This is a genomic window from Amycolatopsis umgeniensis, from assembly GCF_014205155.1.
Taxonomy (GTDB): Bacteria; Actinomycetota; Actinomycetes; order Mycobacteriales; family Pseudonocardiaceae; genus Amycolatopsis; species Amycolatopsis umgeniensis.
Map to the genome: position 1 here is coordinate 18,044 of NZ_JACHMX010000001.1, position 16,732 is coordinate 34,775.

The following is a 16,732-nucleotide window of genomic DNA, read 5'->3' on the forward strand; positions in this document are numbered from 1 at the left end:
TCGATCCGGCCGTCCGCATGACCCAGATCGTGCCCGACCCTGCCGCCCACCGAACAACACCCCGCGCGAAACGGTCTCGACCGCACCCGATCAGGGCATGCCGTCCATAAATTGCATACTTATGCAAATCTGCACAACTTAGAGAAGGTGAGAACACCTGTGAGCCACGGCATGCGGGATTCCGCGAGCCCTCTGTCGGCCACCCGACGACAGGACACCTGCCCGGGGAGCGGCCGGTGACCACACGCCGCCCCGTCTCCACGCCGGCCACCCGGGCCCACCTGGTGCTCGCCGCCCACGCCGCCGAACTGGCCGACCTCGCCGTGAGCGCCGCCAGGCCCGGTCAGGTGGACACGGCCGCGGACCTGGAAGTCCCCGGCGCACAGGACCACGCCGGGCTGATCGGGATGGCGCAGCAGATCCTCGAGGCGGCCGTGGTGGCCGCGAGGCTCGACGGAAAGACCTGGCCGGAGATCGCGTGTGCGCTCGACGGGGCGACACCGCAGTCCGCTCGGGCCCGGTACTGGCCCACGGTCGCGCGGTTCAGGGCGGATCCCCTGCCTTCGCAGGATTCCCGCCGCGTCGGCGTGCCGGACAGCACCGGACAGACGTCCTTCCGCCTGCGGCGATTGCCGATCCCGGAACAGCAGTCCGACGCGTCCGCCGAATCCACGACGGGAACGACTCCCCCGCCGCCCGGACACCTCGCCCTCGTCACGATGCCCCCGGAGGAATCGGCGGTCGACACGCAGACCGCGGACACCCGGCTGAAGATCGCGGAAAGGCTGGTCGCCGCCTACGAGCGGATCGCGACCAACGACAGGCAGCCCCCGGAGTGGATCCTCGAAGGTCTCGCCCACGCCCGCCGCACCGCCGCGGAACTCCGCGGCGGCCCGGATCCGGTGGCCGAATGACCTCGGCGAACGGAGGCTACGCCGACGTCGCGAGACCGGCTTCGCGCTCGAGATCGTGCTCACCTTCGGGCTGCTTCCGCAGCACCATCTTCGCGACCAGATCGAAGATCGGCGTTGCTTCCTGCGGGAAGGTCACGCTCTGCTGATGCGCACTCTCGGCGATCATGGCCTGCTACTCCTCATGGGTGACGGCTACAGCGACTGCTCACTCTAACGGCCGCGCCGCAGTCACGGGCCGTATTCGGGGTTTTCGGCCAACTTTCGGTGCCCATCGGGACGTCCGGTCACGACGACAGGGCCGGACGATGTCCACCGTCCGGCCCTGTCGAGGTCACAGGCTCAGCCTGTCGTCACCAAATGCGCACTTCGTACACCCTGACGGTGCCGGAGAAGCCGACACCCTGCCAGTACCCGAGGGTCGACGACTCGTACCGGCCGTTGCGTTCGTAGTTGACCGTCACCTTGTTGTTGCCCGAGAAGACGTTGTAGACACCACCGATGTTCGTGCCCGTGACGCCGCCGTTGGCGAAGCACTTGTTGGTGCCCATCCCGTTGCCGAACGAGATGTCCAACTTCACGAAGTCGTCCCTGTTGCCACAGGCGACCTCGCCGATGGCGAAGGCCGGGCTCGCCGGAATCGCGACGACCAGGCCGAGAGCGACCGCACCGACGACGGCAAGCCTCTTGAGACTCTTTCGCATGGTGACTGGATTTCCTTCCTCAGAAGAGGTTCTGGGAGAACGAACTCATGAGGAACCCTAGTGATCCTGGAATCACGGGGAACGGAAAAGGCGCGACGCTGCCTGTTGCGTGAACCGACGCTACCCGAAGAGGCAAGAGTCCTTTGTGGACGACTACTCCCGATCGCGCCGGGTGAGCACCAAGGGCGCGTCGTCGGTGATGGCCACCGTGTGCTCGGAGTGGGCGGTGCGCGAACCGTCGGCCGAGCGGATCGTCCAGCCGTCTTCGTCGAAGATGATCTTGTCGGTCGTGCGGGCGAACCACGGTTCGAGCGCGAGGGTCAGCCCCGGCTTGAGCGTGAGGCCGCGACCGGCCTTGCCTTTGTTGGGAACGTGGAGTTCTTCGTGCATCTCGCGACCGATGGCGTGACCGCCGAACTGGGTGTTGACGGGATAGCCGTAGTCGCGGGCGACCGCCCAGATGGCCGCCGAGATGTCACCCAGCCGATTGCCGGGACGAGCCGCCTCGATCGCCGCCTCCAGCGCCTCTTCGGTCGCGCGGATGATCCGGAGGTCTTCCTCGGCGGCGGTCCCGACGATGACCGTGCGCGCCGAGTCTGCCGCCCAGCCGTCGATCTTGACCGCGAGGTCCGCGGTGAGCACGTCCCCGTCCCGCAGGGTGTAGTCGTGGGGCAGACCGTGCAGGACAGCGTCGTTGACCGCCAGGCAGATGACGTTCCGGAAGGGGCCCTTGCCAAAGGACGGCTCGTAATCCCAGTAGCACGATTCCGCGCCGCGCCGTTTGATCATGCCGCGCGCGTGGTGCTCCAGGTCCATGAGGTTGACGCCCACGTCGGCGAGGTCGCCGACCTCGGTGAGCACCTCGGCGACGAAACGCCCGGTCACGTGCATGCGCTGGATCTCGGCGGGCGTCTTGAGTTCGATCACGGATACCTCACGGTCACAGGGTTGGTATTATTATACCGCCACCCTAGCAGTCGTCGGTATAATAATACCAGTCACGGTGTCGTGGACCACGAACGTCTGTGAAGACAACCCTTCAGGAACTCGTATTTGCTTGCCCCGCTGTGACTGCTGGTACTCCTGGGGCCACCGGTGGTTCGGGTGTGGAGGTTTCAGGACGGTGGCTCGCGCGACGGTGGAGGATTTGGGACGTTGAACGTCCCAAATCCTCCACCGTCGATCCCCGAACAGATCGAGCCGCCAGCTACGCGCAGGTCAGACGTAGGTAAACCAATGAAGGCCCCCTCCCTACCCTCAAGGTAGGCAAGGAGGCCTTCACGTCCTTTCAGCTCAGCGCGTGCTCGATGGCGTCGAGCAGGATCGTGGCGGCGCCGTCGATCACCTCGGCGGTCACGGTGAGCGGGGGCATCAGCCGGATCACGCTGTCGTCGCGGCCACCGAGCTCGATGATCAGCCCTCGCCTCAGCGCGTACGCCTGGACAGCGCGGGCGTATCCGCCTGCCGGATGGCCGTCGCGGGGGTCGGCGAGCTCGATCCCCCACATCAGGCCCAGGCCTCGAACCTCGCGGACCCAAGGGTGACCACGCAGCACGCGGAGCCGGTTTTCGAGTTGCCGCCCCCGCTCCCGGACGTTGCCCAGCACGTCGTCGCGCCGGACGACGTGGACGGCCGCGGCACCCGCCGCGAACGCGGCCTGGTTGCCCCGGAACGTGCCCGTATGCGCACCGGGCGCCCAGCCGTCCAGCCGCTGGTCGTAGAAGATGACGGCCACCGGAAGACCCATCCCGCTCAAAGCCTTCGAAGCGATGATCACGTCGGGCTCGATGTCGTAGTGCTCGAACGCGAACCAGGTCCCGGTGCGGCCGCAGCCGGTCTGCACCTCGTCGACCACGAGCGGGATGTCCAGCTCGGCGGTCAGCGCGCGGACGCGCCGGACGAAATCGCGGTCCGCCGGGATGATCCCGCCTTCGCCCTGCACGATTTCCAGGATCACCGCGGCGGGAAGGGGGATACCGCCGTTGGGATCGTGCAGGGACCGCTCCAACAGGCCGGCACAGTTGGTTTCGCAACTGTCCGGCGAGAGTCCCACCGGGCACCGGGCACAGTAGGAGTACGGGAAGAAGTGCACACCGGGCACACCGTTGGCGATCGGCTGTTTCTGGGCGACGAGACCGGTCAACGCCATCGCGGCATGGCTCGAGCCGTGGAACCCGCCCTGGAAGGACACGAGGTCACCACGTCCGGTCGCGGTTTTGCAGAGCTTGATCGCGGCGTCCACGGCGTTGGCCCCGCCGGGGCCGCAGAAATGCATCCGCATCCGCGATCTCAGCTCCGGTGGCAGCATGGACAGCTGGGCGTCGACGAACTCCCGTTTGGCGGGCGTCGGGAAGTCCAGGCCGTGGGTGAGCACGTGCAGCTGTTCGGTGGCCGCGTGCACGAGCTCGGGATGGTTGTGGCCAAGGGACAGCACTCCCGCCCCGGCCAGGAAGTCGATGAAGACGTTCCCGTCCATGTCCCACAGATAGCTGCCCTCGCCGCCGGCGAGCGCGATCGGCAGGTTGCGCGGATAGGCCCGCGCGCTGGACTCCCACTGTCGCTGGTGTTCGAGGAACTCGGCCGAGCGAGGCCCTGGCAGGTCTCCGTCGACCCGCGGCGCCAACGCCGGTCTCGCCGTGGGGGTGTGGGTCATGGCAGCCTCCTTGCCGCGGTGGTTGCTTCTGCCGTGTCGAGCTCGACCGCCGGATTGGCGTGCCAACGGGTCCGCGCGGGAGCCGTGGTGCCCTTCATCAGGAACGCGTCCGTTTCGACGATCGCCCCTTCCGCCATCGTCACTCCATAGTGGACGAAGGCCCCGGTGCCGATCGTGCATCCGGCGCCGACGGTGATGTAATCGGATTTGAACGTGCCGTCCTCCAGCGAATGTCCTTGCAGGACTGTGTGCAGGTTGAGCACGCAGTCGTCGCCGATGCTCACCAAGGAGCGTTCCGGGATCGCACATCCGTCGTCGAAGACGCGCCGTCCGATCCGGACGCCGAGACAGCGCCAAAGGAAGCTCTTGAACGGCGTCCCGTCGAACAACGCCAGATAGCGGGCGGGGCTGAGCTTCCAGTACCGCTCGTGCCGCCAGAAGATCGGATCGTAGATCGAGCAGAACCGCGGCCGGATCGCCTTGAACCCCTGCACGGCGAGTTCGGCCAGCACGAAGTACGCGACCGTGAACAGCAGTGTGGCCACGAGGCCGCCGCCGACGGCGAGCGCGCCGAACCGCTCGTGCAGGACGCCGGCCCCGATCCCGATCAGCGTCACACCGAGCAGATGGAGCCAGTGCACCAGCAGGTACACCAGGAGGGTGCCGGTGTTGTGCCAGAGTTTCGCCCGCAGGCTCCGGCGCAGGCCCTCTCCCGTGCTGAGATGCTCGAACCCGGTGTCCCGGCGAACGGTTCTGGGGATTTCGAACGCGGGCGATCCGAGCAGGCCGACGTTCTCCCGCACCGGTCCGTCCAGGGGCACCAGGACCTTGGTGGCCAGCAGGCAGTTCCGGCCGACACGCGCGTCCGGTGGATAGGCGATCTCGTTGCCGAGGAACGCTTGCGGCGCGATGGCGGTCCGGCGCAGCCGGAATGACGAGGCCGAGAAGTCCGCGTTGAGCAGCGAGAGACCGTCCGAGACCATCGTCCCGGTGCCGACCGTGCTGAGGAACGGCGACTCGTGCTTGACCTCGACCCCGAAGTTGGATCCGGTCTGCTGGACCTTCGACAGGTCGTACCCCAGTCCCCGCAGGTAGTACACGATGTAACTGCTGTCGCCGAACAGATAGGTGAACGAGCGCAGGTTCGTCAGCCGCGCGATCAGCCGCTGGAGCCCGAAATGCGCGCCGTAGAGCGGGTACACCCGATCCGGCCGGAGAAACCGGGAGAGCAGGCGCGGGAGCGTGAGGACGATCGCCAGCCCGGCGAGCAACGCCCCGAAGTACAGCAGCGCCGTATCGATGATCTGGCCGCGATAGAAGACCCAGCTGGTGAAGTCCGCCGACGTCGTGAACCAGCGATCGGCGAGCACGTCCACGCCGCCCAAGGTCGCGGGAAGCGTCACCAGCAGCAGGAGCAGCAGGCTGGACACGCAGAACGTGAACGGCCTCAGCCAGCCGCGCGCGACCGTCGCCAGCGCCCGGTAGTCCACTGTGGAGAGCCGGGCAGGCGAACCGTGCCAGGATTCGCCGTCGGGTACGGTCTGCCCGGCGTTCAGGGACGACGAGTGACCGAGCTGAGCGTCGTCGCCGATCGTGGTGCCGATGTCGAGCACCGTCATCTCACCGACGAAGGCGTTCTCGCCCAGCGTGACGCTGCCGGTCTGGATCCAGCCCGCCCTGGCGCGGTAGCACGGGAAGAAGGCGTCCTTCCGGATGACGGCCCCGGCGCCGATGGTGAGCAGATCGGTGCAGACCGGTGGATTCCGGGACAGGATCACGGCGCCCTTGCCGATGTCCGCGCCGAGCGCCCGCAGGTACCACGAGTACAGCGGTGTGCCGGTGAACAGCATCAGCGGGCTGAACCTGACCAGGGTCTTGACCAGCCAGAAGCGCAGATAGCCGGGACTCCACAGAGGGATTTCCCCTGGCTTCCAGCGTCCGACGAGTGCCCACTTCGCCAGGATCGGCACCACCGAGAGCACGGTGAACACGACGAGCCCGAGACCGACGGCGCGCGCATAGGCGTCGACGAACCCGGTCGCCGCGGTGACCCAGATGAATCCCGTGTCGAGGATCCAGCCCGAACCCGCGGCGTACGCGAGGAAGACCACCAGCTGGAACAGTCCACAGAGGACATAGGATCCGGTGGCCGCACGACGTGGCTCCTCGGCACGGGCGACAGGGGCCTGTGCCGAAGCGGGAACCAGCTCCGCGAGGCCGCGGACGGTGGGATTGAGGTACACGTCCCTCGCCGACAGCGGCGCGACGTCGCCCCGTTCCCGCACCAGCGCGCAGAACTTCGCCAGCAACAGGGAGTCCGCGCCGTAGTCGTCGAAGAAATGCCCTGTCGCCGAAATCCGTTCCACTCCGAGGACGCGGCCGAGTGCGTCCGCCAGCTGCTGTTCGGTCTCGGTGGCCGGTGCCACGTAGTCGACGGCGCTCGCCGCACTGCGCGGACTGGTCGGAGCAGGAAGGTTCTTGCGGTCGGCCTTCCCGGCCGGTGTCAGGGGAATGTGCTCGAGCCGTTCGAGATAGGCGGGCACCATGTACCCCGGCAGCAACTCCCCCAGACGTCGGCGCAGCTCTCCGGCGTCGACATCGGTTCTGTCGCGACGCAGGCTGTAGTACGCGACCAGTTCCGTCCTGCCCGCTTCCGGATGATGTGTCTCGACCACCGCCTGGGCGATTCCGGGTATCTGCAGCAGTACCGATTCGATCTCCGTGAGCTCGACGCGGTAGCCGCGGATCTTCACCTGCGTGTCGGCGCGGCCGTGGTACTCGATCTCTCCTTCCGGGGTCACCCGGCCCAGGTCGCCGGTGCGATAGATGCGGCCGGACGGGTTGTGCCCTATCCCGAGGAAGTCCGGGATGAAGGCGCGCTCGGTCAGGTCGGGACGGTTCAGGTAGCCGCCGGCGAGCCCGATCCCGGCGATCCCGATCTCCCCCAGTTCGCCCGCCGCCAGCGCTTGCGGCTCGTCCGGGTCGAGGATGACGACCGAGTAGGTGGGCAGGGGCACCCCGATGGTCACCGGCCGGTCCGGTCGCAGCACCGCCCACGTCGCGGTGACCGTGGCCTCGGTGGGGCCGTAGACGTTGAGGAACCGCCGATCCGGCCGGTACCAGCGGCGGACGAGATCCTCGGGACAAGCCTCACCGGAGACGAGAAGGAACCGCAGCCGCGGCAGGTCCTCGTCGAGGCTCGCCAGCAAGGTCGGGACACAGCACAACGCCGTGACCTCGTTGTCCCGCAGGAACTCGTGGAGATCGTGACCGACGAGGCCGACGCCGCCCGGTTTCGGCACGAGGGTCGCGCCGCACAGCAACGGGACCCAGATCTCCTCGACCGAGAAGTCGAACGCGATCGTCATGCCCTGGTAGACCCGATCGGTTCCCTGGATGCCGTAGACGTCGGCGGCAACGCGGACGAAGTTGCAGATCGCGGCGTGGTCGATCGTCACGCCTTTGGGTCGTCCCGTCGAGCCGGACGTGTAGACGATGTAGCAGAGCTCGTCCGTCGAGACGCCCTTCTCGGCGGGGCTGAGCCGGTCACCCGGCAGAGCCGCGATCCGGTCCGCCTCCTCGTCGAGGCAGAGCAGGTCGACGCCGCCCGGCTCGAAGCGGTCGCGCAACCCGGAGATCGACACCACCAGCCGGACGCCGGCGTCCCGGACGATGTAGTCCAGCCGGTCGTCCGGGAAACCCGTGTCCAGTGGCACATACGCCGCGTTGATCTTGAGCACGGCCAGCATCGCGACGTAGGGGTGGACCGGTTCGTCGAACAGCAGCCCGATCCGATCACCGGGCAGCACCCCGTGAGCTCGCAGGTGCCGGGCGAGGCGGTTGGCCCGCTCGTCCAATCCGGCGAAGGTGAGTTTCGTGCTCCCGGTGTCCACCGCGAGGCGATCACCGAGGCCGTCGGCGCGCAACCGGTCGCAGAGCCCCTCGTACAGCTGCTCGAGCCGCTCGCCCGCGCGCCAGCGGACCTGCTGTCCGTGCCCGTCGCACGTCAGGACCAGGCCGTCGGTCGTGAAGAGGCCCGACGGCTGTCCATACGGGCTCATGTCCGGTCCTCCGCCAGGCCGAACGACTCGTGCAGGGCACGGACGGTCTTGTCTACGGCTTCGGCGGGGATGACCGCGGTGAGCCGCGACTGCGAAGTCGTCATCGCCGGCACCGTGACGCGATGGTCGGCGAGGACCCGCAGCAACTCGGGCAGGCAGCCGGGCGAGTCGAGCAACGCGTTCCCGACCACGGAAACGGAGCCGAGCTCCTCGAGCACCGTGGACCGGGCGTCCAGTTCCATCGCGAGTTCCGTGATCGGCAGGCCCAGCGGCTCCGAGCCCCGGACCGTGAATCTGAGCTCGCCCGGATCGGGCCAGCTCAGGTTGTCCGGTTTCACCCCGCATCCGGCGAGCATCGAGAGCACGCGGGCGTAATGGTCCGGGTCGGCAGGGGAAACCTCGACCCGGACCAGCCTCACGTCGCGCTCGTGCGCGATGCCGATGACGCGGGGCGCGCCTTCCAGCGAAGATTCCCCCGCCGTGACGACGGTGGAGGGACCGGGATCCGAAGAATGCGTCACACGCACCGCCACCCCGTGACGGCGAGCCAGTTCGACGGATCGGGGATGCAGCACACGGGCACCGACTTCGGCGAGTTCGACCATCGCGTCATAGGAGATCGCACTGACCGGGCGGGTGTCCGGCACGATCCGGGGGTCGGCGGTGCGCACGCCGTGGACATCGGTGCAGATCTCGCATTCGGAACCGCCGAGCGCGGCCGCGAGCGCGACCGCGGTGGTGTCGGAGCCGCCTCTGCCGAGAGTCAGCAGTTCCCCGTTCTCGTCCCGTCCCTGGAATCCGGCGACCACGACGACCTGCACGTCACGTAGCCGCTCGGTGATCTTGGCCGGATCGACCCGCACGATCGTCCCCGCGCCGGGTTCGCCGCTCACCTCGATCCCGGCCTGGTCACCGGACAGCGAAACGGCCTCGACCCCGCGCTCGGCCAGTGCCAAGGCGAGCACCGCCGCGGAGACTTGTTCGCCGGTCGCCATCAACTGGTCGAGTTCCCGTGGAGCAGGCGGCTCCGCGAACTCCCCGGCCAGGGCGATCAGCCGGTCGGTGGTGTCCCCCATGGCCGACACGACCAGAACCACCCGATCCCCCGCTTCGACGAGTGCGGCGACCTCGGCGGCCACCTCGCTCACCATTCCGGGTGTGGCCAGCGACGAGCCACCGTATTTTCGTATGACCAGTCCCTTGTCGCGTACCTGCGGTAAAGGCGGAACCAAGCTGACATCGAGATCTTGGGAAGAATTCACCATTTTCCTTTATTAGGCAGCCGAAGACGGCTGGACTGATATCCGGACGCGATACTCGAATCAGCCCGCCACGAATACACGTATCCGATGCGGGTTCTACAACAACTGCCGCAGAAGTGCTTGCTGGACGACACTCCCCGAAGTCCAGGATTCAGCACCGCGGGCCGGGATGACAGGTTTGGAAAGTAGTGCGAGAAAGTTTGGTCGGGTACCTCCATCCGTACGAAAGGTCGACTGGCCGGGTTTGCACGCCATAAGTCGATGACAGCACGCAAGGACATACCTACGAACAGCCCAGTTCGATGGAATTAGGTCGAATGAATGACGCGTTTGGGATCGACTTCGAAATTCGGGTGAAGAGCCGATCGGCAGGACGGAACTGATTTCTTTGTCAACCGCGACGTACGAGATCCCCCAGGTGTCCACCAGGCGGGATAAACCCGTCAAAGCGACCATGGATCACCGGGTGGCCGAAACCCATCAACCAGCCCCAGAACGGGCGTTCGGCGCGTCCGACCAGGCAATCCCATAATGCGGGTCGAGTTGCGACCGCCGCTACGGTTCCGCACGCCGACAACGACGGACTCGTCCCGGTGACCGGGGCGCAATTTTGCCCCCGGACGCCCTGTCAGTGTCTCGCAAACCACGACGAAATTCGGTCCGGCGATAACAAATGCCGGACCGAATTCAATCCTACGTGAGCGAGAATCGAATTCGCACTAAAGCAAAGGTTTTCCGACGCCGCCAGCACACGGGGCGCCCTTTTCGACCGACTGCGGGCCCGCCCGGCAGACATCGAGGAATCGCGCGATCCGCGGGTCTGCCGGATCGTCCAGCTCGAGCCGCCTTCCCCACGCTGTCGCCACCACGGTGGCGGGTAATCCGGGGTACGGGCTGAGCAGGGCGTGGTGTTTCCCTTTGACGAGACCGCTGAGCGAGTTCACCTGTTCAACCGTCAAGCCCGGTCGAAAGGTGAGCCATACGGCGCCGTGTTCGAGGGAGTGCACCGCGTTCTCGTTCCGCAGCGGTTCGGCCTACACGCCGCAGTTCTGCAGTGCCGGGTCGTGCGGTCCACCGGCAGGCGGCACCCGGTCGTACGCGACGGTTCCGTGGTGCCCCCGTTCGCGGATGTCGAACCGTTCGACCCCGGCGATCTCCGGTTCGCCGCCGGCTTCGGTGAGCCTGGTGAACCCGACCAGGTCGGCGGCCACGATCGCGAGGGTGGCCAGCACGAGGAACATTCCCACGACCCCACGCCGCCTCGACGGGCGAAGGCGATTTCCGCGCGCTGTTCAGTCGCCGGATCCAGATGACAGGTGGCCTCGTCGAGGATCAGCGCCGCTCGCGGTGACGTGCGCGGCGCCGCGGAGATCGCTCGGAACGCCGGAATTCCGTGTATGAAAGCGGTCGTCCTGTACGAGGCCGCGAGGTTCGGCGCGGCGAGGCAGGTGGAGAAGCGGCCGCGGCGCTGGCGGCGGGCGACGAATCCGGCCTGCTCGCCGCGGCGGACACGTTCGCCGAACTGCCCGCTCCCCTGCTGGCCGCCGAAATGCTGTCGGCCGCAGGCCGGGTGGCCCAGGCGGCGGGACATTCGCGACGGGCGGGCGCCGCCCTCGCGAGAGCACGCGAACTCACGCGATGTTGCCCGACGGCGCGCACCCCGGAACTCGACCGGGCCGAAGGCACCCAGCAGCTCACTCCGAGGGAACGCGAAATCGCCCGGCTGGCCGCGGGACAGGCGACGAGCCCGGAGATCGCGCGCAGACTGCGGCTCTCGGTCCGGACCGTGGACAACCACCTGGCCCACGTCTACGACAAGCTCGGGATCTCAAGCAGGATCGAGCTCACCACGCTGTTCCGTTGAACCCTTCGCCTTGCCGGATCGCAGGCGTCTGGCCGAACCCGCCACCACGGCCGCCGCGCCCAGGGCGGCTGTCGCCGGTATCCCCGCGAACCAGATCACGAGGGCGAGCGCGCCGACGCTGAGCGCCACGGCGAGAGCACCGACGACGAGCAGAAAAGCCATTCTTCGGGTGCGCTCACCGTCGTCGACGATATGTCTGAGCAGCGCCGTTGCCGGAGTGGACGGCTCGGAAGGCTGGTTCCGGCTCATCGGCGCTCCTCGGCCTTCACGGCGGAGGCAGTGAGACTTCGTCGAAGTTCCCAGGCGCAGGCGACAAGGCGAAGGGCGTGACCGAGCCTGTCTCGACGTCGCACCTCTCGAAGGTCACCGCGGAACTCCTCGGCGTACCGCATGCGGTGGCTTTCCGGCAGTACGGACGCCGCCAGAGACACCAGTCGCTGGCAGGTTCGGCCGGGGGACGCGGGATCGGCGCGCCAGGCAAGGGGGCTCGGTCTGGCGCCGGAGAGTTCCGCACTGACCGTCGCCGCGTCGGTGTCGCTACTGGCCCAGTGCCTGGCCGTGAGCTCTCCGGCGGACCACGTCCGGTAGTCGGGTGCCGGGGCCGGTCCCAGTGCGATCTTCAGATCCTGCACAAGAGTCAGGGCGTAGTGAAGAGCCTGCACGTAGTCCGCCAAGCCCTTCTCATCCGGACTGCCGGTGATGTACTCGATTTCGAGGTCGAGGTACGAGGTCGCCGCTTCGATGAACATCAAGGCGTCGGCGCGCTCGAGGTCGGCGGCGAAGCCATACCGGCTGACCGAGTCGGCTCGAGAAACAAGGTTCTCTCGATAGTAGTCGCGTTCCGAGTACCACCACGGGTGATGGTTCTTCAATTTGGCGAGCGCGTTGGCGACACGCCGGGCGGATCGACTTGCGGAGGTCATGACGCACCTCCGGCCAGTCCGGGCCGGAGGCGGCCGAGCGCGGTCGCCGAAGTCCTGGCGAGCGCGGCCCCCGCGAGCGCGACACCGTCGGGGCTGAGCCGGTAATACCGGCGGCGTGGCCGTCCCTCCGTCTTCGGATCGACCTCTTCCCAGCGGCTCTCCAGCCAGCCGACGTTCTCCAACCGCGCCAGGATCGGATGGATCGTCCCGCTCGCCAGCCCCGCCGCCGACGAGATCTCCAAGCCGTAGCGCTCCTGCGACGGGTCTTCCAACAGCACGCGGAGGACCAACTGCGTCGGAAGGGTCATCCGGGGTCCGGACCGGTTTCCAGCCATACTCTAACTCTACTTAGGGGCTAGGTAGAGTTCAAGAGAGCCTTGAGGTGACCTCACATCCGGCGACGGTCTCTCGTCGTACCCAAGACAGCGCACGCGACCAGGAGGCGAAATCCCATGAACGACCTCGACCCGGGCCTGAGCGCGATCGTGAGTGAACGGCGTCAGCTGATCGGACTCGCGTATCGCCTGATCGGCTCCCTTTCCGAGGCCGAAGACGTGGTGCAGGAGACCTACACCCGCTGGTACGCCTTGTCCTCCGCCCAACGGGAAGCGATCGACTCCCCCGGCGCCTGGCTGACCACGGTCGCCAGCCGCATCTGCCTCGACCTTCTCGGGTCGGCACGCGCGAGGCGGGAACGCTACGTGGGCGAATGGGTTCCCGAACCACTGCCGGGGCGGTTCGAATGGACCACCGGTCGACCGGCCGCCGCCGACCCGGCAGACCGGGTCACCCTCGACGAGTCGATCAACATGGCTTTTCTCGTCGTGCTGGAGTCGTTGACCCCGGCCGAGCGAGTCGCGTTCATCCTGCACGACGTCTTCCGCTACGCCTTCGCCGAAGTGGCGGAGATCGTCGGCAGGACTCCGGCGGCCTGCCGTCAACTGGCCTCCTCCGCGCGCCGCCGCATCCGCACGACGCAGGCCGCGCCTGCCCCGATCGCCCGGCAGGCCGACCTCGTCAAGGATTTCAAGAAGGCGTGGGAAGCGCAGGACATCAAGGCGCTCATCGGTCTCCTCGATCCGAACGTGAAGGCCGTCGGCGACGGCGGAGGACTCGTCAGCGCCGCGCTCCATCCTTTCGAAGGCCGGGAGCAGGTTGCCGCCTATCTCATGGAGGTGGCGCACAAGACCGCCGGACTCGAACTCCTGGAGCGGACCGTCAACGGTCAACCCGGCCTCGTCCTGAGGAAGGCCGAGCTGACCGTCGCCGTCTACGCGTTCCACGTCACCGGCGACCGCATCCGGCACATCTGGGGAGTGCGGAACCCCGAGAAACTCCGGTCGTGGACGGAGGCGTGACCGCTACGCCGGGAGGGCGCCGAGTTGCCGTAGCTGGGTGAAGACGTCGACGACACCCCAGATCTCGGCGATGCGCCCTCCGGCGAAGCGGAAGATGAAGATTTCGTTGTAGGAAACCGTCTTCCCCGTTGCCGGGAGGCCTCTGAACTCGCCTTCGTGGGTACCGGTGACGGTGTTGCGGCAGACGAGCTTGTCGCCGTCTTCGAGCATGTCCTCGACCTCGACCCGCAGGTCGGGGAATCCGCGGAGCAGCACCGCCCACACTTGCTTGAGTGCTTGTGCTCCCGTCGTTTCCATCGGCACCGGCGCGTGGAACACCACGTCCGGATCGACGACCTCGTCGATCGTCGTCTCGATGATCCGGAGGCTGCCGGTGTTGGTCGCGTCGTGCAAGCGGGCGAACGCCGCCCGATTGCGCTCCGCCTCGGTGAGGCTCATGGTCTCTCCTGAAATCGTCGATCCCCGTCAGGCGAACTGTCCGGCGCGGTAGTCGCCGGCGGGATTCTGGACGATCGCGTTCACCCGGTTGAAGGCGTTGATCAGCGCGATCACCCCCACCAACGCGGCGAGCTGGTCCTCGTCGAAGTGCTTGGCGGCGTTCGCCCACGCCTCGTCGGTGATCTCACCGCCGTCGGCCATCCGGCAGGCCTGCTCGGTCAGCTCCAGCGCGGCGCGCTCGGCGTCGGTGAAGACCGTCGCCTCCCGCCACACCGCGACCAGGTTGATCCGCACGGCCGATTCACCGGCGGCGGCCGCTTCCTTGGTGTGCATGTCCAGGCATACGGCACAACCGTTGATCTGGCTCGCGCGCATCCGGACCAGCTCCTGGACGGTGATCGACAGAGACGAGTCGAGCAGCCCCTTTCCCGCCGAGATGATGCTCTTCAGGAACTTTCCCCCGACGGGGTTGCGGAAGTAGTCGAGCCGGGCGTCCATCGTGATCTCCTGTCGTAGTGGGTGTTCTGCCCAACCGACGACGTAGCCTCACGAGATGTGAGGCCGACCGGAGAACCGATGGATCACCACGAACTCCGACACCCCTCACGACTGTCCTTAAGGGACTGATTCCGGGATGTGAGCGGGCTGCGGGCGCGTTGCGAAAGTGGCTTTCGCCACTGGATGCGGGCGTCGTCTCGGCGGGCTTGCGGAGATAGTGCTGGCGTGACCGGAGTGTCCCGCGACGATGAAGGATTTAGGACATTGAACGTCCCAATTCCTTCATCGTCGACTTCGACGCCCGACCAGCGAGCGTGAAGGGCGAGTTTCGCGGCGGCGTGGTCGAGACCGGTCTGAGACTGGAGTGCTCCCGCGCCCCCGTCGCCCTTCGTGCAGGTCAGGCGTAGGTAGGTGAATACGGGCCAGCTCTAACGCGACTTACCACTCACGACCACTCTGACAGCGTGTCACCGCCGACGTGGGTGCGATCAGCCCCGGAAATACCCCTTGAACAGGATTTCGCTGATCTTGGTGGTGGTCTCCTGGCCGGTTTCGAAACCGTTCTGGATGACCTTGGTGTTGTTCATCAGCGCGAGGGTGTACCTCTCGTGCGGCCCGACGAAGCCGACCGAGTTCATGATCCAGGAGCCGTCGTCGTTGTCGTCGGACCAACCGTCCTTGTTCCCCGGCCGCGCGGCCGGGCCCGCACCCCAGACTCCCCACTGCTGGTTGACGTCGACGGTGCGCATCTCACGGACGATATAGTCGCGGTGCTGCCGGGGCAGCTTCGTCAGGACGTAGTTGACCAGCCGGTCGAGGTCGTTCGCGGTGGTCAGGATCCAACCCCAGTGATGCGGGTGCTGGTCGGTGAACCGCATGTCGGTCATACCGTAGGACGGGAACCGCTTGGCGAACTCGGCCTCCCCGCCGTACCGGGTCCACAAGGTGTGAGCGGCGGCGTCGTCGCTGGAGTTGAGCATGCGGTGGATCAGATCCCGGTCTTCGGTGGTCAGCTGGACCGCCCCGGAGTCGTTGCGCAGCAACAGGTCGACGACCATCGCCAGCTTCGGGGTGGAACAGGCCCAGATGAGGGTTCCGGCGGCCGCGCTCCGGTACACCGCACCGGTCCAGCGATCCCGGAGGACGATCCCGGTGTCACCGGGCCTGCTGTCGGCATAGGCCTGGGCGCGTGCGATCCGCGTTTGGAGCTCCCGATCGAAGCGCGGGGTCGCCCCTGCCGGCGCGGCGGAGGTCAACGCGACCACGGCCAGCATCGCGGTCAAGATGACGGAAAGTCTCTTCATGTGTTCCCCAGTTTTCGGCATTGATCCTTCTCGAGCATGAAGGCGTTCCGAAGTGCCGGAGGTTGCCACGACTTGGTCGACAGTGACGACGGTCACTACCGGAGCGCGATGATCCGCTCGCACCACGGCACTCCGGCGACGGTGTCCACCTCTGCCGTTTCTCAAGGTTCCTCGAGTCTGCCGTTCTGGTCAGCAGATGTCGCCGTCGACCCGGCCGCCGACGCTGATGGCATCGGTGAGGTTGTCGACCTTGGGATCGAGGTCGCCCCAGTTGCCGTTGGGGGAAACCCAGATCTCCTTCCAGCACTGGTTGGACTGGTGCCAGTCGTATCCCCACACCTGCACGCCGGATCGATTCCAGATGGACGAGGTCTGGTCTCCGTAACCTTCGGCGCCGATGTTGTAGAAGCCGTTCGTGATGAACCCTCGGCCCCAGCCCCCGTTTTCATGGCGGGCCCCGTAGTGCTTGAAGTAGCAGAACTCGAGGTAGGTGCAGTTCCAGATGTAGTAGTCCGAGCCCGCCGGCGGCACGTCTTCGACTGTCGCCGAAGCAGTCACAGAGCCGCTGAAGAGCAGGGCAACAGCCGCAAGGCAGGCGAGCGGGGCGCGGAACGCGTTCTTCAAGGTGAACTCCATCCATATCGCAGTGGATTTGCCGGCAACCAGGTTATCCAGCTGACCCCTCGTAGGTCTTGAGAAATGTCGGCAGGCTGAACCGCTTTCCGGGCATCGCTCCCGACTCGGTGTGGGACGCTG

General features: G+C 66.8%; 18 protein-coding genes. 3 read left to right on the forward strand and 15 right to left on the reverse strand.

Annotation, left to right across the window (positions count from 1 at the left end; translation table 11 throughout):
* The first annotated feature begins 236 nt into the window (after window positions 1–236).
* Window positions 237–914, forward strand: coding sequence for a hypothetical protein (locus HDA45_RS00100; protein ID WP_184891252.1), 678 nt, complete (start codon window positions 237–239; stop codon window positions 912–914).
* A 16-nt stretch (window positions 915–930) separates the two neighbouring features.
* On the opposite strand, the gene HDA45_RS00105 is transcribed toward HDA45_RS00100, so the two are convergent.
* The 8 genes from HDA45_RS00105 to HDA45_RS42185 all read right to left on the reverse strand — a co-directional run bounded on the left by HDA45_RS00105 (window position 931) and on the right by HDA45_RS42185 (window position 10,838).
* Window positions 931–1,080 carry a hypothetical protein gene (locus HDA45_RS00105; protein ID WP_184891253.1) on the reverse strand — a complete coding sequence of 50 codons (150 nt, stop codon included), beginning with the start codon at window positions 1,078–1,080 and terminating at the stop codon, window positions 931–933.
* A 184-nt stretch (window positions 1,081–1,264) separates the two neighbouring features.
* Window positions 1,265–1,615, reverse strand: a complete 351-nt coding sequence (locus HDA45_RS00110; protein ID WP_184891254.1) for a beta/gamma crystallin domain-containing protein — start codon at window positions 1,613–1,615, stop codon at window positions 1,265–1,267.
* Window positions 1,616–1,768: 153 nt separating this feature from the next.
* A complete protein-coding gene (gene map, locus HDA45_RS00115; protein ID WP_184891255.1) occupies window positions 1,769–2,542 on the reverse strand; it encodes a type I methionyl aminopeptidase in 774 nt (257 codons plus the stop codon).
* Between the two features lie 361 nt (window positions 2,543–2,903).
* Window positions 2,904–4,268 (reverse strand): diaminobutyrate--2-oxoglutarate transaminase family protein, encoded by a 1,365-nt coding sequence (locus tag HDA45_RS00120; protein ID WP_184891256.1) that lies wholly within the window; start codon window positions 4,266–4,268, stop codon window positions 2,904–2,906.
* Entirely contained in the window at window positions 4,265–8,329 is a 4,065-nt protein-coding gene (locus HDA45_RS00125; protein WP_184891257.1) for a Pls/PosA family non-ribosomal peptide synthetase, read from the reverse strand. The genes HDA45_RS00120 and HDA45_RS00125 overlap by 4 nt, the downstream gene beginning before the upstream one ends.
* Window positions 8,326–9,594, reverse strand: a complete 1,269-nt coding sequence (locus HDA45_RS00130) for an aspartate kinase (RefSeq protein ID WP_184891258.1) — start codon at window positions 9,592–9,594, stop codon at window positions 8,326–8,328. Before HDA45_RS00130 ends, HDA45_RS00125 begins: the two co-directional genes overlap by 4 nt.
* Before the next feature lie 716 nt (window positions 9,595–10,310).
* Window positions 10,311–10,616, reverse strand: coding sequence for a thioredoxin-like domain-containing protein (locus HDA45_RS42180; protein WP_246480963.1), 306 nt, complete (start codon window positions 10,614–10,616; stop codon window positions 10,311–10,313).
* A gap of 9 nt (window positions 10,617–10,625) precedes the next feature.
* Complete coding sequence (locus HDA45_RS42185) at window positions 10,626–10,838, reverse strand: DUF3105 domain-containing protein (protein WP_246481702.1); 213 nt, start codon at window positions 10,836–10,838, stop codon at window positions 10,626–10,628.
* Between the two features lie 146 nt (window positions 10,839–10,984).
* On the opposite strand from HDA45_RS42185, the gene HDA45_RS42190 reads away from it, so the two are divergent.
* Window positions 10,985–11,455: a helix-turn-helix transcriptional regulator gene (locus HDA45_RS42190; protein WP_343071949.1), complete on the forward strand. Its 471-nt coding sequence runs from the start codon at window positions 10,985–10,987 to the stop codon at window positions 11,453–11,455.
* On the opposite strand, the gene HDA45_RS00145 is transcribed toward HDA45_RS42190, so the two are convergent.
* Genes HDA45_RS00145 through HDA45_RS00155 form a run of 3 tightly spaced genes read right to left on the reverse strand, consistent with a single transcriptional unit; the run spans window position 11,420 to window position 12,713 of the window.
* Window positions 11,420–11,704: a hypothetical protein gene (locus HDA45_RS00145; protein ID WP_184891259.1), complete on the reverse strand. Its 285-nt coding sequence runs from the start codon at window positions 11,702–11,704 to the stop codon at window positions 11,420–11,422. The genes HDA45_RS42190 and HDA45_RS00145 overlap by 36 nt on opposite strands.
* Window positions 11,701–12,327, reverse strand: a complete 627-nt coding sequence (locus HDA45_RS00150) for a hypothetical protein (RefSeq protein ID WP_184891260.1) — start codon at window positions 12,325–12,327, stop codon at window positions 11,701–11,703. Before HDA45_RS00150 ends, HDA45_RS00145 begins: the two co-directional genes overlap by 4 nt.
* 47 nt (window positions 12,328–12,374) lie before the next feature.
* Window positions 12,375–12,713 (reverse strand): PadR family transcriptional regulator, encoded by a 339-nt coding sequence (locus HDA45_RS00155; RefSeq protein WP_246480568.1) that lies wholly within the window; start codon window positions 12,711–12,713, stop codon window positions 12,375–12,377.
* A gap of 117 nt (window positions 12,714–12,830) precedes the next feature.
* Between HDA45_RS00155 and sigJ the strand changes: the two genes are divergently transcribed.
* Window positions 12,831–13,736, forward strand: coding sequence for an RNA polymerase sigma factor SigJ (gene sigJ, locus HDA45_RS00160; RefSeq protein ID WP_184891262.1), 906 nt, complete (start codon window positions 12,831–12,833; stop codon window positions 13,734–13,736).
* Window positions 13,737–13,739: 3 nt separating this feature from the next.
* Here sigJ and HDA45_RS00165 read toward each other — a convergent pair whose 3' ends face one another.
* The 4 genes from HDA45_RS00165 to HDA45_RS00180 form a co-directional block, all read right to left on the reverse strand.
* Window positions 13,740–14,174: an ester cyclase gene (locus HDA45_RS00165; protein WP_184891263.1), complete on the reverse strand. Its 435-nt coding sequence runs from the start codon at window positions 14,172–14,174 to the stop codon at window positions 13,740–13,742.
* A gap of 27 nt (window positions 14,175–14,201) precedes the next feature.
* Window positions 14,202–14,672, reverse strand: coding sequence for a carboxymuconolactone decarboxylase family protein (locus HDA45_RS00170; RefSeq protein ID WP_184891264.1), 471 nt, complete (start codon window positions 14,670–14,672; stop codon window positions 14,202–14,204).
* Window positions 14,673–15,160: 488 nt separating this feature from the next.
* Window positions 15,161–15,976: a serine hydrolase gene (locus HDA45_RS00175; protein WP_184891265.1), complete on the reverse strand. Its 816-nt coding sequence runs from the start codon at window positions 15,974–15,976 to the stop codon at window positions 15,161–15,163.
* 189 nt (window positions 15,977–16,165) lie between these two features.
* Window positions 16,166–16,600: a hypothetical protein gene (locus HDA45_RS00180; RefSeq protein WP_184891266.1), complete on the reverse strand. Its 435-nt coding sequence runs from the start codon at window positions 16,598–16,600 to the stop codon at window positions 16,166–16,168.
* Between the last annotated feature and the right edge of the window lie 132 nt (window positions 16,601–16,732).

Coding starts and splice junctions, on each gene's coding strand:
- HDA45_RS00105 (WP_184891253.1), bottom strand. CDS start 1,080: ATGATCGCCGAGAGTGCGCATCAGCAGAGCGTGACCTTCCCGCAGGAA.
- HDA45_RS00110 (WP_184891254.1), bottom strand. CDS start 1,615: ATGCGAAAGAGTCTCAAGAGGCTTGCCGTCGTCGGTGCGGTCGCTCTC.
- HDA45_RS00120 (WP_184891256.1), bottom strand. CDS start 4,268: ATGACCCACACCCCCACGGCGAGACCGGCGTTGGCGCCGCGGGTCGAC.
- HDA45_RS00125 (WP_184891257.1), bottom strand. CDS start 8,329: ATGAGCCCGTATGGACAGCCGTCGGGCCTCTTCACGACCGACGGCCTG.
- HDA45_RS00130 (WP_184891258.1), bottom strand. CDS start 9,594: ATGGTGAATTCTTCCCAAGATCTCGATGTCAGCTTGGTTCCGCCTTTA.
- HDA45_RS00145 (WP_184891259.1), bottom strand. CDS start 11,704: ATGAGCCGGAACCAGCCTTCCGAGCCGTCCACTCCGGCAACGGCGCTG.
- HDA45_RS00155 (WP_246480568.1), bottom strand. CDS start 12,713: ATGGCTGGAAACCGGTCCGGACCCCGGATGACCCTTCCGACGCAGTTG.
- sigJ (WP_184891262.1), top strand. CDS start 12,831: ATGAACGACCTCGACCCGGGCCTGAGCGCGATCGTGAGTGAACGGCGT.
- HDA45_RS00165 (WP_184891263.1), bottom strand. CDS start 14,174: ATGAGCCTCACCGAGGCGGAGCGCAATCGGGCGGCGTTCGCCCGCTTG.
- HDA45_RS00170 (WP_184891264.1), bottom strand. CDS start 14,672: ATGGACGCCCGGCTCGACTACTTCCGCAACCCCGTCGGGGGAAAGTTC.
- HDA45_RS00175 (WP_184891265.1), bottom strand. CDS start 15,976: ATGAAGAGACTTTCCGTCATCTTGACCGCGATGCTGGCCGTGGTCGCG.